A 17416-nucleotide genomic window follows, 5' to 3' on the forward strand; every position below is an offset into this window, starting at 1 on the left:
CTAATAATTTTGCACTTCGCGCAAAATCATGGATCTTCAAGCTCGGCCTTTACCTAAGCGATAAATCGCTAAGGTAAATCTCATGGCTGAGCCAATTTTCTTGTTGCTCCGGACTAAATCCTACTTTTTTGCTTAATTACTGTAAAATCTAAATCCAAAATAAAAATAGCAATATCTATTCAGAGTTCACACTCCCTAGCTTTTCTAGTGAGTACTAAATTCTAAATAGATACTGCTTTTTAATTCTTCTGAATTATTTGAGATAAAGCATAAAATAAGTTTTCTAGTCGGTAGCAAAATCTTCTGTGGACCCTCAGTGGTGAAATTTGACTTAACGATTTATCGTTTAGTCAAAGACCGAACTTGGAGACAATTGCGGTTTTCAATTGGCTTCAAGTCGTGTCCACCACGTTCCTGCGGTCCACAGAAGATTTTGCGGACGACGGCATCCTACGCCAACTTACATATAGAAGTATGGTTATGTGAATAGTCTCTTAACAACTGGTATCTTGCTTAAAATCAAGATTACTAGCAATGATATGACTGTTGCTAAAACAAAGACGTATAAGAAATTAGCGTTTACGTAATACTTTGTCACTGCTTGAATTGATAACCCGTGGACTAAATATACTCCATAGGTCAACGGTGCTATTAGTTCGATTACTCTGGCAAAGCCTTTACCATAATTAGGTTCAAAGCGTTTGAAGAGCATGAAGACTAAGGCCGCGATGATTGGTGTATTCACGTTGGCAAGCGCATTTAACCATTGGAAACTTGGATTTAAAATGATAAAACTGATTAAAATGTTGATGGCTAATAAAACTATTGGTCCTAGGATATTCATATTCAGTTTCAACGAATGTTTTTCAATCTTAGAGATGCGATATCCGATAAAGAAATAGCCGACATCTTTGGAAACAACGACTCGTCCTAAATCAAAGGAATTGAAGTATACTCCGATATTCTTTGGTGTCGTTGTTGTTAATGTTGGCAAGACGATATCAATTATGACCCAAAGGATCAACAGATACATTAACATCTTATCGTCAATTTTATCGGCAATGGCTTTCAAGAATGGTGACAAGAGATACAAGGCTATCAATGGATACATGAACCAATATGCTACTAGAACTGGTTTGTGATACATCAATAACAAAGTATTCGTGAAATCTCTCATATCAACGGGACCCGACATTGCTCTCGCTAAATAAGCTGAGACGACTGACCAAACTAAGAATGGCACTACTACTCTGACTAGGCGGTGCTTGAATAAGTACTTTAAATCATAAGTCTTTTGACTATTCAAAACCATGGCTCCACTGATCATGAAAAAGAGTGGCACGGCGATTTCTGTTACTATGACGATAGAATTTATAACGCCCCACTTCATTGTTGGTTGACGATTGGCTAAATCCGTAGCGCAGGAATGGGCTAAAACGACTAACAACATTGCAAAGACTCTAATCGTGTCGACATAGATCAATCTTTTTTTCTGCAAGATATTTTCCTCAAATCAATTAAATAATAAGAATATTTTACCATTAATATTTAGGCAAGAAAAAAAGTTCATCATCTCGATGAACTTTTTGTTATTTAACTTGTCTGATCTTCATATTAGCTTTCTTATAACTAATTTTACCTTTGTACAATTTTTGTTGCTTAGCATACTTAAAGGCTTTGTTAAAATCAGATTTCTTAACTTTATGAACTGTCTTAAACTTAACACTAGTGTCATTTAACTTTTGAACAGCTTTTCCACTAACTCCGTAATCGGAGAAAGAATTATTGGCTGTCATGTAGCCACCAGTCTTGTTAATAGACTTGATTTCTTGTTTGATAACATTAACTAAGATATTTGTGTTGGATTCATTTTTCTTAGCGTAGTCATTATTAACAATCAAAACATTACCATTATCAGTTTTAGTCTTATCCCTCTTCAAGACTTTATCACCGTTAACTTTGGCTTCACTAATTGAAGGATCTTGCAATACAGCAGCATCAACGTCGCCACTCTTTAAAGCACTAACACGATCCTTTTCAGAATCGATTTGCTTTAATTTAACACTAGACAACTTGAGCTTGCTCTTCTTCAAAACATTCTTTAAGTAATATTTTGAGTAATCAGCCTTATCAACTGCGATTGTCTTACCCTTTAACTTCTTAACACTCTTGTACTTCTTGTTGGCAACCAAGCCATAATAACCAGGCATTGTACCAGCAATCTTCCAGTTAGAATGTTGCTTAGAAATGGCAGCATAATTTACTAAATCAGTTACAGCTGCGTTAACCGTTCCATCGCTAATAGCACTGTTTAATTCTTTAGTAGAATCATAAGCTTTAACATCAGCATTCAAATTGTTGTTGGTATAAGCATTTCGATTCTTACCCATTGCGGCAATAGCGGAAGAAATATTTTTAGTTGTTCCAACTGTATATTGTACTTGATCTGTATCAGCAGCTTGAACACTCTTCACTCCGACAAATGAGAATGAACTAAGCATTAAAAGACAAGCTACTAAAAAGATACTTATTTTCTTTAAGCTCTTCAATATAAAAACTCCCTTTTCATTATTCAAGTTTCATCATAACGTAAAGGGAGTTGTTTTTTCTACCATAACTGTGCTTAATTGAACAAATCTTTATATTTTGGTTGGTGCTGGGAGTGTGGTGCTGGATGCCGTCGGTAGAGAAATATTTGTGGACCGCTGGAACGTGGTGGACGCAATTATTAACAATGCCTATTTTAAATAAATTTTAAAGTATCTTTTCTTACAATCATGAGAAAAAGTCATGCCATACAAAATATTATTAAATACAGAAAACAAGCATTTACTTCCATATTTAGAAAAGCTATATATTTCTTTTCTTTATTTTGTTTATTGCCGTTAAACATTAGTATTCTGATATTCCATTAAAGGAGTAATCACATTGACCAACTATGACAATTTAAGGATCTGGCCAATCCACGCAGTCACTTTAAATTAATGCTAATAAATTCAAAACAGCATTCTCATCACGATCTAAAACAAATCCACATTTGTAACACACATATTCGTTGTGTCTTGTTCCATGACTAGAATTTCCTCCTAATGTAATTCTATCCTCGCCTCGCTTTATATATCCGCATTTAGAACAACGTTGAGTTGATGGATAGGTTTTATCAGCAAGGATTAATTCTTTATCATACCAATTACATTTATACATTAAATTTTGACGAAAATAGCCAAACATTGAACGATGTAATCCTTTAGATGCGACATGAGTCATTTTCATATCTTTAACAGAAAGATTTTCAATAACTACTTTATCATAAGTAGTTACTAACTTAGTCGTAAATTTTTGTATAATATCGTGTTGAATATTAAATACTCGTCCATAATCACGTTGCAATTTGATTCTCATCGCTTTGTAATTATTACTTTTAGTAGCTATTTTACCATTTAAAAAACGTTTTCTAGCTAACCCTTTTTGATATATCTTTATTCGCTCATAAAGAATACCTAGTTTTTTCGGCAAAGTATTAACTATTCCATCAGTGTAGTTAATATGGCCAACATTTAAATCGACTGCCGTACTTCTACCACATTTAGCCTTAGATTTTAAATCAACTTCAAATGGCAAACTAGCCCAATATTTACCATTTTCTCGATAAACACTCACAACTTTAAGTTCACCAGTTAAATCAGAATTTTTACTAATCCGTATGTCGTACCAATTCTTAACATCGCAAGGCTTATCTAAACGAAGTTTGCCTGAAATTATTTTAGCACGATCAGTCTTAAATCCTTGACGAGGTATTTTTTTTGACTTAAAACGAGGCTTACCCCAATCAGGTTGAGATTTATCAAAAAAGTTCTTCCAAGCTTTCCCCAAATCATCAATAGCCAACTGTAATGTTCTCGCAGATAATTTATATTGCCAATCATATTTATTACGAACCATTTCATTCCGTACGACATATGTATTAGGACAACTATTAGTTGGTTCAATAGTATGTAAATCATACATATCGTTCCATGTTTCCAGCCCCATATTCCAACAGTATCGTCGATAATCACACAAATCATCCAGAATCTTTGTCATGTGACTATTCGGATAAATCCTTACTTTCTGGGTTCTTATCATTGAATTTCATCACCATTCATCTGATTATTCACCTATTATAGAATTCATCAAAAAATAAATCATTGAAAAAATGATGATTTATTTTCAATCTATGATTTATAAACTATGTGTAACATCAAGACTTGTGGACTATTAAACGAGTGAAGATAACGATTAATTATCGGATTGTGAATATATAATTTATTTTTGTACATATCATACTAAAAACACCATTCCCATACCTCTAAATCTATATCTACCATAAATTTAAAAGTATTTGAATGATGTTTTTAGTATTCTAATTTATATCAGCGTTAGATTATACTCCGACTAAATCAGTTCTTTTTATGGAGGGCGACATATTACACGTTAATAGTCTCTACCTTAACAATATTTTCATTCATTGATAGATTCTCAACAATATCCACGTAATCAACATTTTTGCCAAAATCAATCGAGTAAATATTGGTATAAATACTATTGTTGTTATTCAATTTGGAAACACGGAATTTTACGTCTTCTACGGAAATTTTGTTTTCCTTAAAATAACCGTCAATGAATTCCTTAGTTTCTACTTTTTGCTTATATTCAACTTTTAGTTTTCGTACCGGACTGATCCGGATAATCTTTTTCAAAAATGCTACCACGCTAAACACCACCAAAAATCCACTTATTGCAATAATATAATTGCCCATGCCGATTGCGATTCCGATACAAGCTACGACCCACAAACTGGCTGCTGTGGTCAGTCCTCGGATTGAATGGTTTTCGACGATGATCGTCCCTGCACCAAGAAATCCGATTCCACTAACAACTTGAGCTATCAGTCTTGCTTCATCTACTCGTAAAATCCCTTTGTATTGCGGATACTGCTGAGCAACTGCTAATGCATTGAAACCAAGGTTCTTCTGAATCATTGCGATGATACAAGCTCCTAAGCAAACCAAGATGTGCGTCCTTAATCCGGCAGGTCGGTGCTTATAGGCTCGATCAATTCCAATGGCTCCGGAAAAAATTGTTGCCATCAATAATCGAGTGATTACTGTGACGGCATCCAATTGAGTTGTCAACTAAACAACACCAAGTAGTCCTAGGATAATAGCCAGAACTAAGACGCCTAAAAGAATCCAGTTAACGTTAACTTTCTTGCTCAATAACCAGTAGCAAAGAAGTGTGATACTCAATGGAATTAATCCTTTAAATAGTTGATCTAAGTAGGTTTGAATCAAAATTGGCTTGCCTCCAGCAATAGGAACAGACAACTTACTTTCAAACTTAACCATACTTGCAGTCATACTACCAATCATTAGAAGACCCAATGTACTTGCGGCCTTATTCAAAATCTTCATACTTCCGTTAGCATAAATTTTTTCGATGAAGGATGAACCTAATGAGAAGCCCATGTATGTTAAATAATATCTCGTTAAAATTGAAGGAATATTGTAGATCAATAGGAACAAAATTGGTCCTAAGATTGAACCTTGTGTAGCTAAACTGATACCAACACCGGCAGCGATAACACGAATAACACCCCAGAAAATTGAATCACCGATACCTGATAATGGTCCCATCAAGGAAGTCTTCAAAGCAACGATTGATTCGGCATCGAAATCTTTTTCTTGGGAATTCTTCTTTTCCATGGAAGCAACTAGTCCCATAACGAAAGTACCAACGTTTTGAGTAATGTTGTACCAAGTTGTATGACGCATCATGGCTTCACGTCTGCCCTCAGGATCGTCTTTGTAATAACGGTTCAAAGCAGGTGTAATTGAGTAAATAAAACCAGGAGCATGAGCTTTTGTAGCACCGGCACGACTGGCAAAAACGGTAAATGAACGCCAGAAGATACCATTTAACATTTTACGATCTTCTTTTGAAATGTTTTCGTTTAATTTCATGAGAAAAACTCCTCTTCTTCTTGTTCTTCAGCTGTTTCGTTATTAGAAGCTTCTCCAGTAGCAGCTACTGGTCTCTTCGCTAATTCTTTTTGATTGTTTTCCATATCCAACAATTGTTTGTCTTTGAAGCTGATTACTAGAACCAAAATGATACCTAAAGCAGCAACGGCAACGGATGGCAAGTTGAGATAAGCAACCATAATAAATCCTAAGAAGAAGTATGGTGCTAGCTTCTTACTCCAAAGCATCCTCATCAAGATAGCAAATCCGACGGCTGGCAATAATCCTCCAGTGGCTGAAAGTCCGGCCATCAGATTATCAGGAATACTGTTGATCATGTGTTGAACTGGTTTTGCCCCTTCAAGAACACTAAAGAATGTAATAAGTGAGAATACAAAGTAATTAATAAACCACATTGAATAATGCATAATGGCCATGGCACGAGGATTGTTATCCTTAGCATATTTATCAACAAGTGGTGCGAATAAGTTCATTACGACGTTCTTCATAAACATAGAAATAAAAGCGGCTAAAACTCCAATTGGTACAGCTAAGGCTAAAGCAGCCTTTTCGTTAACATTCAGAACAATTGAGAACGTTGTGGCTAAAACTGTAGCTGTAACTGGTTCGGCTGATAAAGCTCCACCGATATCAACAGCTCCCATGAAAATAGCTTCTAGTGAAGCACCCATGATAATTCCGGCACGCATATCGCCAAAAACAATACCGGCAATACATCCAACAACTAGTGGACGTTCAATCATTGTTTGACCGAATAGCCAATTTCCACCGTAACAGATGAAAACTGTCAAAGCGGCTAAAAACGCTTCTTTATACATAATTATTTCCCCCTCAGGACTTATTTGTTTTTAAGCATTGAAGCAATTGATGACTTAGGATTACTTGGAACAACTTGTTGAAATACTGGAACATCTAATTTAGTTAATTCCTTCAAAGCCTCTAACTCTTTGTCGCTCAACATCAAAGTACTACCAACTTGGTGTGTTTCCCCTTCTGACTTGTCGGCGAAGCGACCAACATTAGCCACGTTGATACCGTCGATATCAGAAACATTTTGAGCAATCTTCAAAGCATCAGCCACGTTGTTAGTTAAAGCAAACATACGCATGTTTTTACCCTTTGGATTGTTGAAAACTTTAATGGCATCCTCGACTGATCTGATCAAAAGCTTCTTACCAGTTGGTGTAGCCATCTTCAAAGTCATTTGAACCATTTCGTTACTGGCAGCGTTGTCGTTAGCAACGACGATTCCTGGTGTATCCAATTCCTTTGTCCAAACTAGAGCAACCTGTCCGTGAATCAAACGATCATCTATTCTTAATTGTGCAATCATAATTTTTCCCTCCGATTATTCTAAAAAACTGTCATCCGATAAATCTGTATCTTCCTTTGGTTCTTCAACTAACTGTACTTGGCTAGCTGCAATCAATTCTTCGAGTTTTGTTTTGTTTATTGCTTCGTTCTCCAAAACTACTGACAAAACAATTGGTAAATTCATACCAGTGATCACATAAACATTTTCCTGATTGGCAACTTCCAACATGACTTTTTGATTAACGCTGCCTCCAAATAAATCAGTAAAAATAATTCCAGTTTGACCATCTAGCTCTTCAATGAACTTTTTAATGTCCGGTACATAGTCGTGATCATCAACATAAGCATCGATTACTGTGACTTTGTTTCCCATACCCGTTAAGATTTCCAATGAACTTTGAATACCACTGGCTAAATGACCATGACTTGCGATTAAAATTTTATTCATATCCTCTTACTCCTTGCATCGTCTTCACCTTTATATAAGCAAGTTTCGTGCCAACTTTTCAAAAGCCTGTCCTGAAAGCAAAAAGAGAGCTAGTGTTTAACGTTAAACACTAGCTCTCTTCATTTTTGAACACTAAAACAGTTGCTTGAACACCTCATACATCAGTGATAATTCATAGTCGTTAACTTCGACATTGTACTTCAACTCCAGTGGTTGGAAGATACTCTTGGAAATTGAAATAAATTCTTGTTCGTCTTCAGTTGGTCTAACCTCAGGCATTTTCTGAGATTTGCGAACCATCAATCGTTCGATCATTAAAGCAATGTGCATGTACAGATTAAGTTTGACCTTCCCATCAAGTTTGAGATTATAGTAACTCTCGTACTTGTAAATGACCGTCTCAACTTCTTTGATAATGATCTTCGGATTCAAGAAACTTAAACGCTCACTAACTCCTTCAATTGAGAAGAAACGCAATAACTCTTGATTCAGATCGTCAATCGCATCAGCTTTTAAATAAGGCATCAATAATTTAGTCAACTTCTGTTCACCTTTAGCATCCAGCAGATCATAAATATTGATGTTAGGAATATTGAAATCATCTGGCAAACTGGTTGTCGTCAACACAAATAAAGTCGTATCAAAGTAGTGATTGTCATTTTGATGGATATTCTTCTTCAAATCATAGTAATCCAGGGTATTGATCTGAATATCCTTAGGAAAATAAGGCAACATCGTCTCTTTGATTTTTTCAGAAATTCCCAAACCAGAGATACAAGAAATAATGATGTTCTTCTTATTCGAATAACCAGAATAATACTGACTGTGAATTTCATATTCACTTTCAGCCGCTGCCGCAATCTCCTTAAACTTCTCTTTGCTCTGAATTTTCAAAGCTACGTCCAAAGCTGTTGCGGTAGTTAAATTATCGATAACCAGTAAGTCGCCATTCAAATGATTCTTAATCTCAGAATAAAGTTGATTAAGTGATCCCATGTCGACGATCATCACCGTACCGTTAGAAGTATCGTAAGAATCAAATAACGTCTTAGTCTTCTTAACAATATCAGCCAAGCCGGTATCAATCGGCATATCAATGGCATCAAAAATATAATTTCCACAGAGCTGATTAACGACCGCCTGAATACTAGTAGCCGTGTATTCCCCATGTGCCAACAACAATCCCCGCAGCTTCAAGGATTCATCGACATGTTCACTCAATAGAATTGCCAAAACAATTCCCAATGAATGATACTTTGGCGTCATTTGATAATGAAGACTCTTAAAGAAGCAATCTGCCACATGCACTGAACGGGGACACAGACTCTGTAACTTCTTGTCCAATTCAGTCAGTGTTTTCTCTGATAATAAGAAATTTGACCGATATAACTTAAAAATAATCGAACTGATATCAGCAATATTCTTAATTCCGAAACGACGCTCAATCACTATTTTCATTTGTTTTTGAAACTTCAAGAAAGTTGGCTGATCCAACTCATTGATTTTCACTGACTGTTCTAGTTTTTCAATGTCGTGGATGGCTTTCTTACTTTGGAATTGAAAGTCATTTACATCCGAAGAACCCAGGTTGCTGATAATTTGTTCCATCTTCTTTTGATAAGAATCACCAATCGAAACTTCGGAAAAATTATATTGATGGGTCGGATCTATATCGAAGAAATTTCCAGTATCGGATGCTTTTTGCTTGAGCATGACGGCATCAGGCCGGATCTTAATTTCTGCATTATCCTTTTGATCCTTATAGGCATTAGCACAACTAACGCGGATGATATTCTTCAAACGACCGATATTTCCATCGATTTTCAAATTGATCAGAGATTCAATTACCCCATCATCAATCTTCAAAGGTTTTTGCATCTTTTGAGCTTCATGATAAAAAATTGAGTAGATTAGACTCAAACGTTCATTTCGAGGTCGATTATGGTAATCCGGTAAGTGAACCGCAATTGAAATTCGTCGCCGGAAAGTTTCTAGTAAAACGTCGTCTGTTTTTTCTGTAGTGGCGAATAAGAAACGAACTTTAGAAGTCTTCGTTTGCTTATTTTCACCCATGCGCATAAATGAGCCACTGTCGATAAAACTGAATAATTTCTCTTGATTTTCACTTGATAGTCGATGAACTTCATCAAGAAATAGATATCCGCCATCAGCCTGTTCCAACAGGCCACTCTTATCTTCATTGGCACCCGTGAAAGCACCTCGAACGTAACCGAACAAAATACTCGATAACAATTCTGGATTATTCGCATAGTCAGCACAATTCAAAGTCAGAAACGGTGCATTACTGGCGATTGATTTCGATGAAACGGCATAGTTGTAAATCCGTTTAGCCAAAAAACTCTTACCCACACCACTGTTACCAGTAATGATAATGCTCAAACCATTAGGTGGATAGTTAACCGCTGCTTCACATTGAGAAACAACATTTTTCAAACTACCATTCGAACCGATAAAATCGTTAAACGGCAAGACTTTTTTATTTGTTTTTGCTTCAGTTAAATCCCAAAGAACTGGTCTCCCCTCGATCTTTACGACCAACCCATCTTCCAATAACTGATTCAAATAGTGACTAGTGACCGATCGACTAAGATTAACTTGTTGCGAGATATCACTAGTATTGATTGGCAACGAGTGACTGTAATTCAAATCATTCAGTTTCGTTAGTACCTCATATTTTGACTCCAAAATTGCGCCCCCCATTGTCGATAAAATTCCAATATAACAATTCTAGCTAATATGGCGGGAGATATGCAACCGTTTTCTAAAAAAGAGCATAAAAAAAGAACTCACTTACGTGAGTCCTTTAATATTCAATAATTAAAAATTATTTGAATGAAACGCCTTCACCGGCTTGTAGCCATTCGCCAGTAGCAACACGGTAGTATGTAACACCGTTAGCATCCTTAGCAGTTCTGTCTACTCTCCATGCAGTTTGTGAAGCAAGCATCATGTTATCCAATGCCTTACCATTGTCACCGAACAATGTCATGAAGTAACCAGCTGGTTTTGTCAATGTAGCAACACCTGAAACAGTCTTGATTTCTGTCAAGCCTGAACCGTTGTTGTTGTTATTGTTGTTGTTTTCTGCGTAAACAACGTTATCAGCGTCAATCCATTCGCCAGTAGCAACACGGTATTGTTTTACACCGTCTTGGTTTGTACGAACTTTGTCAGTCTTCCAAGCAGTATTTGCACCTAAAGCACGGTTAGCAATTGTAACATTGTCATCGTTCTTTAGTGTGTAGTACTTGCTTGCAGTCTTTGTTGTAACAACACCAGTTGTGTCTGTTGTTGACCATTGGTCAGTTGTGTTTGAAACGTTAACGGCACGAACAAACTTAAGTGTTGTAGCACTTGTTGTATCAGCAACAAAGTCGTAACCTGCTGAAGCCTTTGAACCATTTACATAAACTGAGTATGTTGATGGGTCAAGGTTGTAGTTCTTAACGAATTGGTTCAAAGCAGTACCATCAGCACCAGTAAATGTAATTACTTGGTAATATGTACCAGCTTTTGTAAATACCTTTGTACCGTTAGGTTCAACACTAGTATCAGCCTTTACACTAGAAGCGATACCTGCATTAGTAGCGGCATCATCTGTAAGGTCAGTACTTTCATTACCAGCTTTAGCAGCTTCAATAGCATTGCTGTATGTAGTAAAGAAGTTTGTACCAGCTTTAACTGTACTACCATCTGTCAATACAGAGTTACCATTTTGGTCAACAATCTTAGCATCGTTACTTGCATCAAGAGTTGAGCTTGTAACTGTTGTGTTCAAAGCAACTGACAATGGTGTTGTAAATGTTGCCTTTGCTGAAGTCATATCATCTTTAGCATCTGTTGTCTTTGTAGCTTTAACAACAGCTGTTCTTGAATCAGCTTTACCATTAGTGTTTGTGAAGTTCATTGTAACTGTGAATTCAACTTCTGGTTGTGTTGAATCGTTAAGAATCTTCTTAAGGTCATAGTCTGTTGTAATAGCAGCGCCCTTAGTTGTCTTAGCTGAAACAGTAACTCTTGCTGAATCACCGATGTTAGTAATATCAGTAGCACCAATAGCAGCTTTAATCAAACCATTTTCACTAGCATTGAAGTTAGCAAGTGTCATAGAACCATTTTCAATGGAAACAGCAGTCTTGTCAGCTGCAGTAGCACCATTCTTAATGCTCTTAACAGTTAGATCTGTAGCTTTAGCTTCTGTATTTAATGAAGCTTTAAAAGCGTCAGCTGAGTTTTGTTGTTTGTTATAATCTGGTGTTGTAGCAACAATACTGTCAGCAGCTTGTGAAACAACAGGAGCAGCAACTGGTGCAACAGCTAGAAGTGTAGCAGCAGCGATTCCTGCATATTTAATAGATTTTTTCAATGTTAATCCTCCCCTGGACTACAAGAATTTATTATTTTAATTGTCGTGGGCTATCCCACTGACAACCATTATATGAAACTCCGGCTTGTGAATCAACTGAAATTTAAAAAGTCACTGTTTTTGTAACATTTCTGTATTAAATATCACGATTTTGTAACATTTTATACATATTTACAGTCAAAAATGAATTTTTTCCAAGAAAAAAACTCTATATTGTCATGTAATTAACGTTTAAACAATGACTAGATTAATTTGTTAACCCAAAAGAGCCTACTCTCATTCTATTCTAAATGAGTCGTAGGCTCAAGGTTTATACCTTAAATATTTTAATAATTTTTACTAAAATCTGGAAAATTCTAGAATACCTTGTTTTCAACACGTTCAACATACTTGGCACCAGTAATTTCTTGATAAAGTTGGATAGTACTTTTTTCAAATAGCTTACTGGCACTGATTTTTTCCATTGCGGTCTTAACGGTAGTGGGATCTAAGTCTGCTTTGACATAGCTCAAAACCAAATTCTTATTGTGACCATCGGCTGTTTTAAATTTCAATTGTAATCTTTTCATATTTTACTCCCCTATTCCGCATCCATTGTGTCGTGTTTGATAACTTCTGTTCCGTAAAGTGCATCCCCATCTGATAGTAAAACTAGTCCTTGTGTGAAGAGATCAATCTGCTCTTGAGTTGGTTTTTCTACTATATTATTAAAGTTAATTGCTCTCTTGCCCTTTGGGTACTTTTCATTTGCCATTGTTACGACGATTGCTGTCTTTTTCCACATTGTTGATTACCTCATTTTTATATTTTGTAAGAACTAACCGGCCGGTTTAAGTAACTTACACAGATAGTAACGTTTGAAAGTGTACGAAACGGAAATATTTTTGGTAATTTTTCTCGACATGTTATAATTCAACCAGCACTTATATGGAGGAATTTCTAAAAATGAAAAAAGCTTTCTTACTAGCAACAACTGGGATAGCACTATTGCTAGCTGGCTGCAGTAACGGCAACTCTTCAGCATCTAAGTCTAGTGACTCTAGTAATGCCTACAAGACTGAAATGGCTAAAGGTAACGATGCCGTAGACGACAAAGAATATTCAAAAGCTGCCGATCACTTCGATTCAGCGGTTAAGGCTAAAAAAACTGACAAAGCACATGACTCAAAATTACAAGCTCAGAACTTGGTCAAGGCGAAGAGACTAATGAACCAACGCAAGTTTAGTTCTGCTCAATCAGCTTTGAATAAGGTTACAGAACAAGATAACGGAAACAAGAAGATGGTTTCTTATGCCAAGAAACTTACTAAGCAAGTGAAGAAGATTCAATTCAACCGTAGTAACTTCAAGGCTAACATCAAGAATGCTAAAAGTTTGATCAAGCAAGGGGCTAACGATCAAGCTAAAGCATTGCTCGAACAAGTAACAACATTCAAGGGTGTTAAGGGTAAGTACTATTCAGACCTTTATACACAAGCTAATACTCTACTTAAGTCATTACCTGCCGACAGTAAAGACAGTACAAATACTGACAGCAATACTAATAATGACAGTTCAACAACTACAACTGACAATAATTCTTCTGATAATAGTAGTAATAATTCATCAGCCGACCAAAGCAACAATCCAGCTGCTCAAGGTGGCGACTTCAATATCGAAAAGAAAGAAGTCAATGGCAAAGCTATTACTGACGATGATATTGCCAAAGCTAGACAACAACTATCAGATGCAGGCGTTAAGAACGTTGATGCTTGGAGTGATAATGATATTGTCCGTGCTATTAAGAATGCCGCTAAAGATGGACGTTCTACAGTTACAGCAGACGACGGTAAAATTCAATAAAAAATCATAACACGCAGGGATCTAATTCAGTGTGACATATTCAAAAAAAGATTCAGAGAATTAAAATTCTCTGAATCTTTTTTATTTTAATCATTGATAAAATTTTTCAATAAACTCGCTTAACCCTATAATGTCATCAGCAGATAATTCACCAATCTTATAAAAATCAATTTTACTCTTGAACGAAATTTCTCTCACTTTACCTATATCAACATACGTTTGTTTTAATAGTCCTGCTTTTTTCCATTTTTTTATTTTGTAATATTGTTTTTTTATCTTATCTGATTTTTTATCATATTTGGTTGTTAGTGAGAAAAAGGTAAAGGCATCATCACTCGTTTCGACAACTAGCACTGGCCTTTTCTTTCCTCCATTAGAATCAACAAAACTAACGTAAAGTATTAATATATCATCTGATTTAGTAGTCTTGCGATTCATCATTGAACCAGTCCTCTATTTGTTTTTTTGTATTTAATTTTTCCACCGGAATTTTTTTTAAGTTTTCACGTAACTCTCTTGAGGCCTTTTGTTTATCAGTTAATTCTATAGAGAAAGGTATCTTCCCCTTTGCAACAATTTGTTTAAAATACATTATTATTGCCGTTGTTTGATTTAATCCCAATTCATCTAAAACAGACTGTGTCTCTTCAGCCAGATTTTTGTCGATATTAATATTCAATTTCTTTTTAGGGTCTTTCTTCATTTGCATATTAACACCTCCTATTTAAGGACATTATACATACAAATGCCTTATATTACGAATATATTGTCTTCATAAACATTGAATTTGAAGTATAAAATAAAGTTCATTTTTTTGCTTAAATTCACTTATTTCAAAAATATTACAAAAATAATGAGTTAATTCTAAAGAAAGTGTAATGTTTCTCTTAACAGTTTTTTAAACATATTGATTAAATCTCGATTGCATTATAGGTTTACTATGAACCGCAAAATAAGACGAGGAGGTTTAAAAGATGAAAAAGAATAAAGCTTTAATCGGCTCAGCACTGGCATTATTAATTGCCCCAACTGTTCTGTCTAATTTGTCGCCTCAAGACGTAAGTGCGGCAGATACATCAACACAAAGTGGATTGGTCGGTACTGTTCGTCGTGGCAGCGGTATTCTGGTTAACAACCAAGGTCAGACTATTACAAGTACTTACCTTCCTAACTTCAGCTCTTGGAAACTTGGTCCTTCAACTCAAATTAATGGCATTACTTATTATCAAGTTGCTACTAACGAGTGGATTGCTGCTGATAGCATTGATATCAGTAATGCATCCCATCAAGTAACTAATCTTAGTTCCGATACTAGCAACCAAATTGATGTTAACGCCACAAAAGTTGGAACGACAAAGTGGGCTTCTGCTGTAGTTAATAGTCAAGGACAAGCCATCACTGGTGTAACTTTACCAGCTGGTAGTTCTTGGAAACTTGGTGCTTCCATTAATGTTAATGGAAATGTTTATTTGCAAGTTGCGACAAATGAGTGGGTTGCTGCTAATGACTTGAATATTCAAGTTACTGAACCTAATCAAAGTTACACAGCAAATAGCGCCACAACCAATGCTGCTTCTACTACCACACAACAACAACAACCTGTCGTTGGAACTGTTGTCAATGGTCCTGCTGACTTATACGATACTTCAATGGATTCTTTCTCAGACCGTCAATTACCTGAAGGCACTGACTGGAAGATCGGCCAAATGGTTCAAAACAAATATGGCTATACTTTCTATCAAGTATCTACTAATGAGTGGGCACAAAGTTCAAACATGCATTTAAATCAAAATGATGCTGGGAATAATGTAAATAGCGAACCCGAATTTGCAACATCCGTTACACAATAGATGAAGTGATTTTATTAATATCTGTATATTTCACACTTTCTTCACATTTATAAACTAGTATTGTAGTTGGTAAACAAGAATGTTGATTACTAACTTATAATAATATAAATAAACAGACTAATATAATCACCTCCCTGATATACAGTGAGCCTCCAAAAGAATGGAGGCTCTTTTTTTGTCTATTCAAATTTTTGATGACAGAAAATAGGTAATATATGCCAAGAATGCTAAATGGATTCATTTTTTTGTTAAAATAGTATCGATTGTTCAAAAGTACTATTGCAGCGGAGGTGATACATCATAGCAAAAACTCGGAAACACAACTTTTTAGACAAATTTGTCTTATTCATGTGCTTTGTATTACTTTTAGCGGCCTTTATTGTTCCTCAAATTCACAGAAATTATTATTCAGCTCCCTATTTTTACTTCTCCGGCAAACAGATTGTCTTAGAGGATAATAAAACAAAGCACTTGAACGACTATCAGAAAAAACAATTTGTCAAAATAGCTCGAACTGCAATCGACCAAAAAGATGGTCCCTTTGACTGGGATAATTATCAAAATGTTTCGATTAACGTATATAAGATGAAAGAATTGCATGAGTATGCTCTGATCTATCGGATTAAGCCTTGCATTCGGACTGATAATCACATTATTACTAATACGATCGTGCTGACTTTAAAACATCGTAATTTGGATAAATATAAACAATTTAAAATTAATAAATATTCATCTGATTTTTCTAATGTTTTCGTCTCTAAATAAAAATCCAACACCCATAAAAAGGATGTTGGATTTTTTTGTTCTATTTGAAAATAACCATGGTGCTTTGCGGAATAGTGGAAACGAGTTCCACAAGCTAGATTCCTGTGCTTTGCCTGACTTCACGAACTGCCTGCTTCGCAGTCAATTCGCAAAGTCCTGCAAATGCTCAGAATCTAAGCGGCTTGTTCCACTCTCTATTGGAAATGAGCTACGCAAGGGCAACCCATTCCGGTTAAGTCAACTTTCTCTGCCGGCACTTCGTTGCCGACTGAGAAAGTAGTCTTAATCCTCGTGGGCTGAGCGCCCTTGCTTCGCTCTCTAAACAAAAAATCCTTTAGAGAACGCTTCTCGTACTCTAAAGGAATGGTTTGGTGCTATTTAAATTTAAAGACTAGCTTATTTCTTGAGGTTCTTCTCAATCCAGTCACGGACGTCTGCATCTTTCATGTCCAAGAATGGTTTTTCAGCTTCTTCGGTCTTAACTGTATCGTGATCGTTGTTTTCCATGAAATAATCCCAAATAGCGTCACGGACAACTGTCTTATCGTCACTCCAGTCGAAAGCCTCGCTCATCTTTAGGTTTAATACTTCTGGTTCTTTTGCAATGGCTGCATCAGCCATCTTTGATGGATCTACTTCTGCCATAATTCAACAACCTCCTTAGTTACGAGTTCATTATAGTTCTAATCTCAAAAAGTGACACACTAAATGTTTATTATTTTCGATAAATATTGCAATTGGCACTATTTTTTTATTTATGGTCCTTGATAACTATATGTTTTAAAGA

General features: G+C 35.8%; 18 protein-coding genes. 3 read left to right on the forward strand and 15 right to left on the reverse strand.

What is annotated here, in order from left to right; translation table 11 throughout:
- Positions 1-478: 478 nt before the first annotated feature.
- From U8526_RS08420 to U8526_RS08475, 12 genes are all read right to left on the reverse strand, one after another.
- Complete coding sequence (locus tag U8526_RS08420) at positions 479-1498, reverse strand: acyltransferase (RefSeq protein WP_334341505.1); 1020 nt, start codon at positions 1496-1498, stop codon at positions 479-481.
- A gap of 91 nt (positions 1499-1589) precedes the next feature.
- Positions 1590-2549 carry an ABC transporter substrate-binding protein gene (locus U8526_RS08425; protein WP_334341506.1) on the reverse strand — a complete coding sequence of 320 codons (960 nt, stop codon included), beginning with the start codon at positions 2547-2549 and terminating at the stop codon, positions 1590-1592.
- A 427-nt stretch (positions 2550-2976) separates the two neighbouring features.
- The gene (locus tag U8526_RS08430) at positions 2977-4125 is read right to left on the reverse strand and encodes an RNA-guided endonuclease InsQ/TnpB family protein (RefSeq protein WP_334341507.1); all 1149 of its coding nucleotides are present in this window, start codon (positions 4123-4125) and stop codon (positions 2977-2979) included.
- Positions 4126-4466: 341 nt separating this feature from the next.
- A complete protein-coding gene (locus U8526_RS08435; protein ID WP_334341544.1) occupies positions 4467-5129 on the reverse strand; it encodes an MgtC/SapB family protein in 663 nt (220 codons plus the stop codon).
- Between the two features lie 45 nt (positions 5130-5174).
- The gene (locus U8526_RS08440) at positions 5175-6002 is read right to left on the reverse strand and encodes a PTS system mannose/fructose/sorbose family transporter subunit IID (RefSeq protein ID WP_334341508.1); all 828 of its coding nucleotides are present in this window, start codon (positions 6000-6002) and stop codon (positions 5175-5177) included.
- Positions 5999-6841 (reverse strand): PTS mannose/fructose/sorbose/N-acetylgalactosamine transporter subunit IIC, encoded by an 843-nt coding sequence (locus U8526_RS08445; RefSeq protein ID WP_334341509.1) that lies wholly within the window; start codon positions 6839-6841, stop codon positions 5999-6001. The genes U8526_RS08440 and U8526_RS08445 overlap by 4 nt, the downstream gene beginning before the upstream one ends.
- Before the next feature lie 20 nt (positions 6842-6861).
- Complete coding sequence (locus U8526_RS08450) at positions 6862-7356, reverse strand: PTS system mannose/fructose/N-acetylgalactosamine-transporter subunit IIB (protein WP_334341510.1); 495 nt, start codon at positions 7354-7356, stop codon at positions 6862-6864.
- A 15-nt stretch (positions 7357-7371) separates the two neighbouring features.
- On the reverse strand, positions 7372-7785 hold the full coding sequence (locus U8526_RS08455; RefSeq protein ID WP_334341511.1) for a PTS sugar transporter subunit IIA: 414 nt from the start codon (positions 7783-7785) through the stop codon (positions 7372-7374).
- A gap of 132 nt (positions 7786-7917) precedes the next feature.
- On the reverse strand, positions 7918-10491 hold the full coding sequence (locus U8526_RS08460) for a sigma 54-interacting transcriptional regulator (RefSeq protein WP_334341512.1): 2574 nt from the start codon (positions 10489-10491) through the stop codon (positions 7918-7920).
- 139 nt (positions 10492-10630) lie between these two features.
- Positions 10631-12172: a hypothetical protein gene (locus U8526_RS08465; RefSeq protein WP_334341513.1), complete on the reverse strand. Its 1542-nt coding sequence runs from the start codon at positions 12170-12172 to the stop codon at positions 10631-10633.
- 356 nt (positions 12173-12528) lie between these two features.
- Complete coding sequence (locus tag U8526_RS08470) at positions 12529-12741, reverse strand: DUF2922 domain-containing protein (protein WP_334341514.1); 213 nt, start codon at positions 12739-12741, stop codon at positions 12529-12531.
- An 11-nt stretch (positions 12742-12752) separates the two neighbouring features.
- Positions 12753-12956 (reverse strand): hypothetical protein, encoded by a 204-nt coding sequence (locus tag U8526_RS08475; RefSeq protein ID WP_334341515.1) that lies wholly within the window; start codon positions 12954-12956, stop codon positions 12753-12755.
- A 161-nt stretch (positions 12957-13117) separates the two neighbouring features.
- Between U8526_RS08475 and U8526_RS08480 the strand changes: the two genes are divergently transcribed.
- Complete coding sequence (locus tag U8526_RS08480; RefSeq protein ID WP_334341516.1) at positions 13118-14014, forward strand: hypothetical protein; 897 nt, start codon at positions 13118-13120, stop codon at positions 14012-14014.
- 90 nt (positions 14015-14104) lie between these two features.
- Here the strand turns inward: U8526_RS08480 and U8526_RS08485 are convergent, their stop codons facing one another.
- Both U8526_RS08485 and U8526_RS08490 read right to left on the reverse strand, forming a co-directional pair.
- Positions 14105-14455, reverse strand: coding sequence for a toxin-antitoxin system, toxin component, MazF family protein (locus tag U8526_RS08485; RefSeq protein ID WP_334341517.1), 351 nt, complete (start codon positions 14453-14455; stop codon positions 14105-14107).
- Positions 14433-14723, reverse strand: coding sequence for a type II toxin-antitoxin system RelB/DinJ family antitoxin (locus U8526_RS08490; protein ID WP_334341518.1), 291 nt, complete (start codon positions 14721-14723; stop codon positions 14433-14435). The genes U8526_RS08485 and U8526_RS08490 overlap by 23 nt, the downstream gene beginning before the upstream one ends.
- A gap of 265 nt (positions 14724-14988) precedes the next feature.
- Here U8526_RS08490 and U8526_RS08495 point away from each other — a divergent pair, with 265 nt between their 5' ends.
- Positions 14989-15864 (forward strand): SLAP domain-containing protein, encoded by an 876-nt coding sequence (locus tag U8526_RS08495; protein WP_334341519.1) that lies wholly within the window; start codon positions 14989-14991, stop codon positions 15862-15864.
- Between the two features lie 348 nt (positions 15865-16212).
- A complete protein-coding gene (locus U8526_RS08500; protein ID WP_334341520.1) occupies positions 16213-16629 on the forward strand; it encodes a hypothetical protein in 417 nt (138 codons plus the stop codon).
- A gap of 396 nt (positions 16630-17025) precedes the next feature.
- On the opposite strand, the gene U8526_RS08505 is transcribed toward U8526_RS08500, so the two are convergent.
- Complete coding sequence (locus U8526_RS08505; protein WP_442886221.1) at positions 17026-17274, reverse strand: P8 family protein; 249 nt, start codon at positions 17272-17274, stop codon at positions 17026-17028.
- Positions 17275-17416 lie beyond the last annotated feature (142 nt).

It is taken from the genome of Companilactobacillus sp. HBUAS56275 (assembly GCF_036913655.1).
In the GTDB taxonomy this organism is placed as follows: domain Bacteria; phylum Bacillota; class Bacilli; order Lactobacillales; family Lactobacillaceae; genus Companilactobacillus; species Companilactobacillus pullicola.

What these genes read in the sequence shown, in the direction of transcription:
- U8526_RS08470 (WP_334341514.1), bottom strand. Translation starts at nt 12,741, where the DNA reads ATGAAAAGATTACAATTGAAATTTAAAACAGCCGATGGTCACAATAAG.
- U8526_RS08455 (WP_334341511.1), bottom strand. Translation starts at nt 7,785, where the DNA reads ATGAATAAAATTTTAATCGCAAGTCATGGTCATTTAGCCAGTGGTATT.
- U8526_RS08495 (WP_334341519.1), top strand. Translation starts at nt 14,989, where the DNA reads ATGAAAAAGAATAAAGCTTTAATCGGCTCAGCACTGGCATTATTAATT.
- U8526_RS08450 (WP_334341510.1), bottom strand. Translation starts at nt 7,356, where the DNA reads ATGATTGCACAATTAAGAATAGATGATCGTTTGATTCACGGACAGGTT.
- U8526_RS08475 (WP_334341515.1), bottom strand. Translation starts at nt 12,956, where the DNA reads ATGTGGAAAAAGACAGCAATCGTCGTAACAATGGCAAATGAAAAGTAC.
- U8526_RS08440 (WP_334341508.1), bottom strand. Translation starts at nt 6,002, where the DNA reads ATGAAATTAAACGAAAACATTTCAAAAGAAGATCGTAAAATGTTAAAT.
- U8526_RS08505 (WP_442886221.1), bottom strand. Translation starts at nt 17,274, where the DNA reads ATGGCAGAAGTAGATCCATCAAAGATGGCTGATGCAGCCATTGCAAAA.
- U8526_RS08435 (WP_334341544.1), bottom strand. Translation starts at nt 5,129, where the DNA reads ATGGCAACAATTTTTTCCGGAGCCATTGGAATTGATCGAGCCTATAAG.
- U8526_RS08445 (WP_334341509.1), bottom strand. Translation starts at nt 6,841, where the DNA reads ATGTATAAAGAAGCGTTTTTAGCCGCTTTGACAGTTTTCATCTGTTAC.
- U8526_RS08430 (WP_334341507.1), bottom strand. Translation starts at nt 4,125, where the DNA reads ATGATAAGAACCCAGAAAGTAAGGATTTATCCGAATAGTCACATGACA.
- U8526_RS08485 (WP_334341517.1), bottom strand. Translation starts at nt 14,455, where the DNA reads ATGATGAATCGCAAGACTACTAAATCAGATGATATATTAATACTTTAC.
- U8526_RS08500 (WP_334341520.1), top strand. Translation starts at nt 16,213, where the DNA reads ATGTGCTTTGTATTACTTTTAGCGGCCTTTATTGTTCCTCAAATTCAC.
- U8526_RS08490 (WP_334341518.1), bottom strand. Translation starts at nt 14,723, where the DNA reads ATGCAAATGAAGAAAGACCCTAAAAAGAAATTGAATATTAATATCGAC.
- U8526_RS08480 (WP_334341516.1), top strand. Translation starts at nt 13,118, where the DNA reads ATGAAAAAAGCTTTCTTACTAGCAACAACTGGGATAGCACTATTGCTA.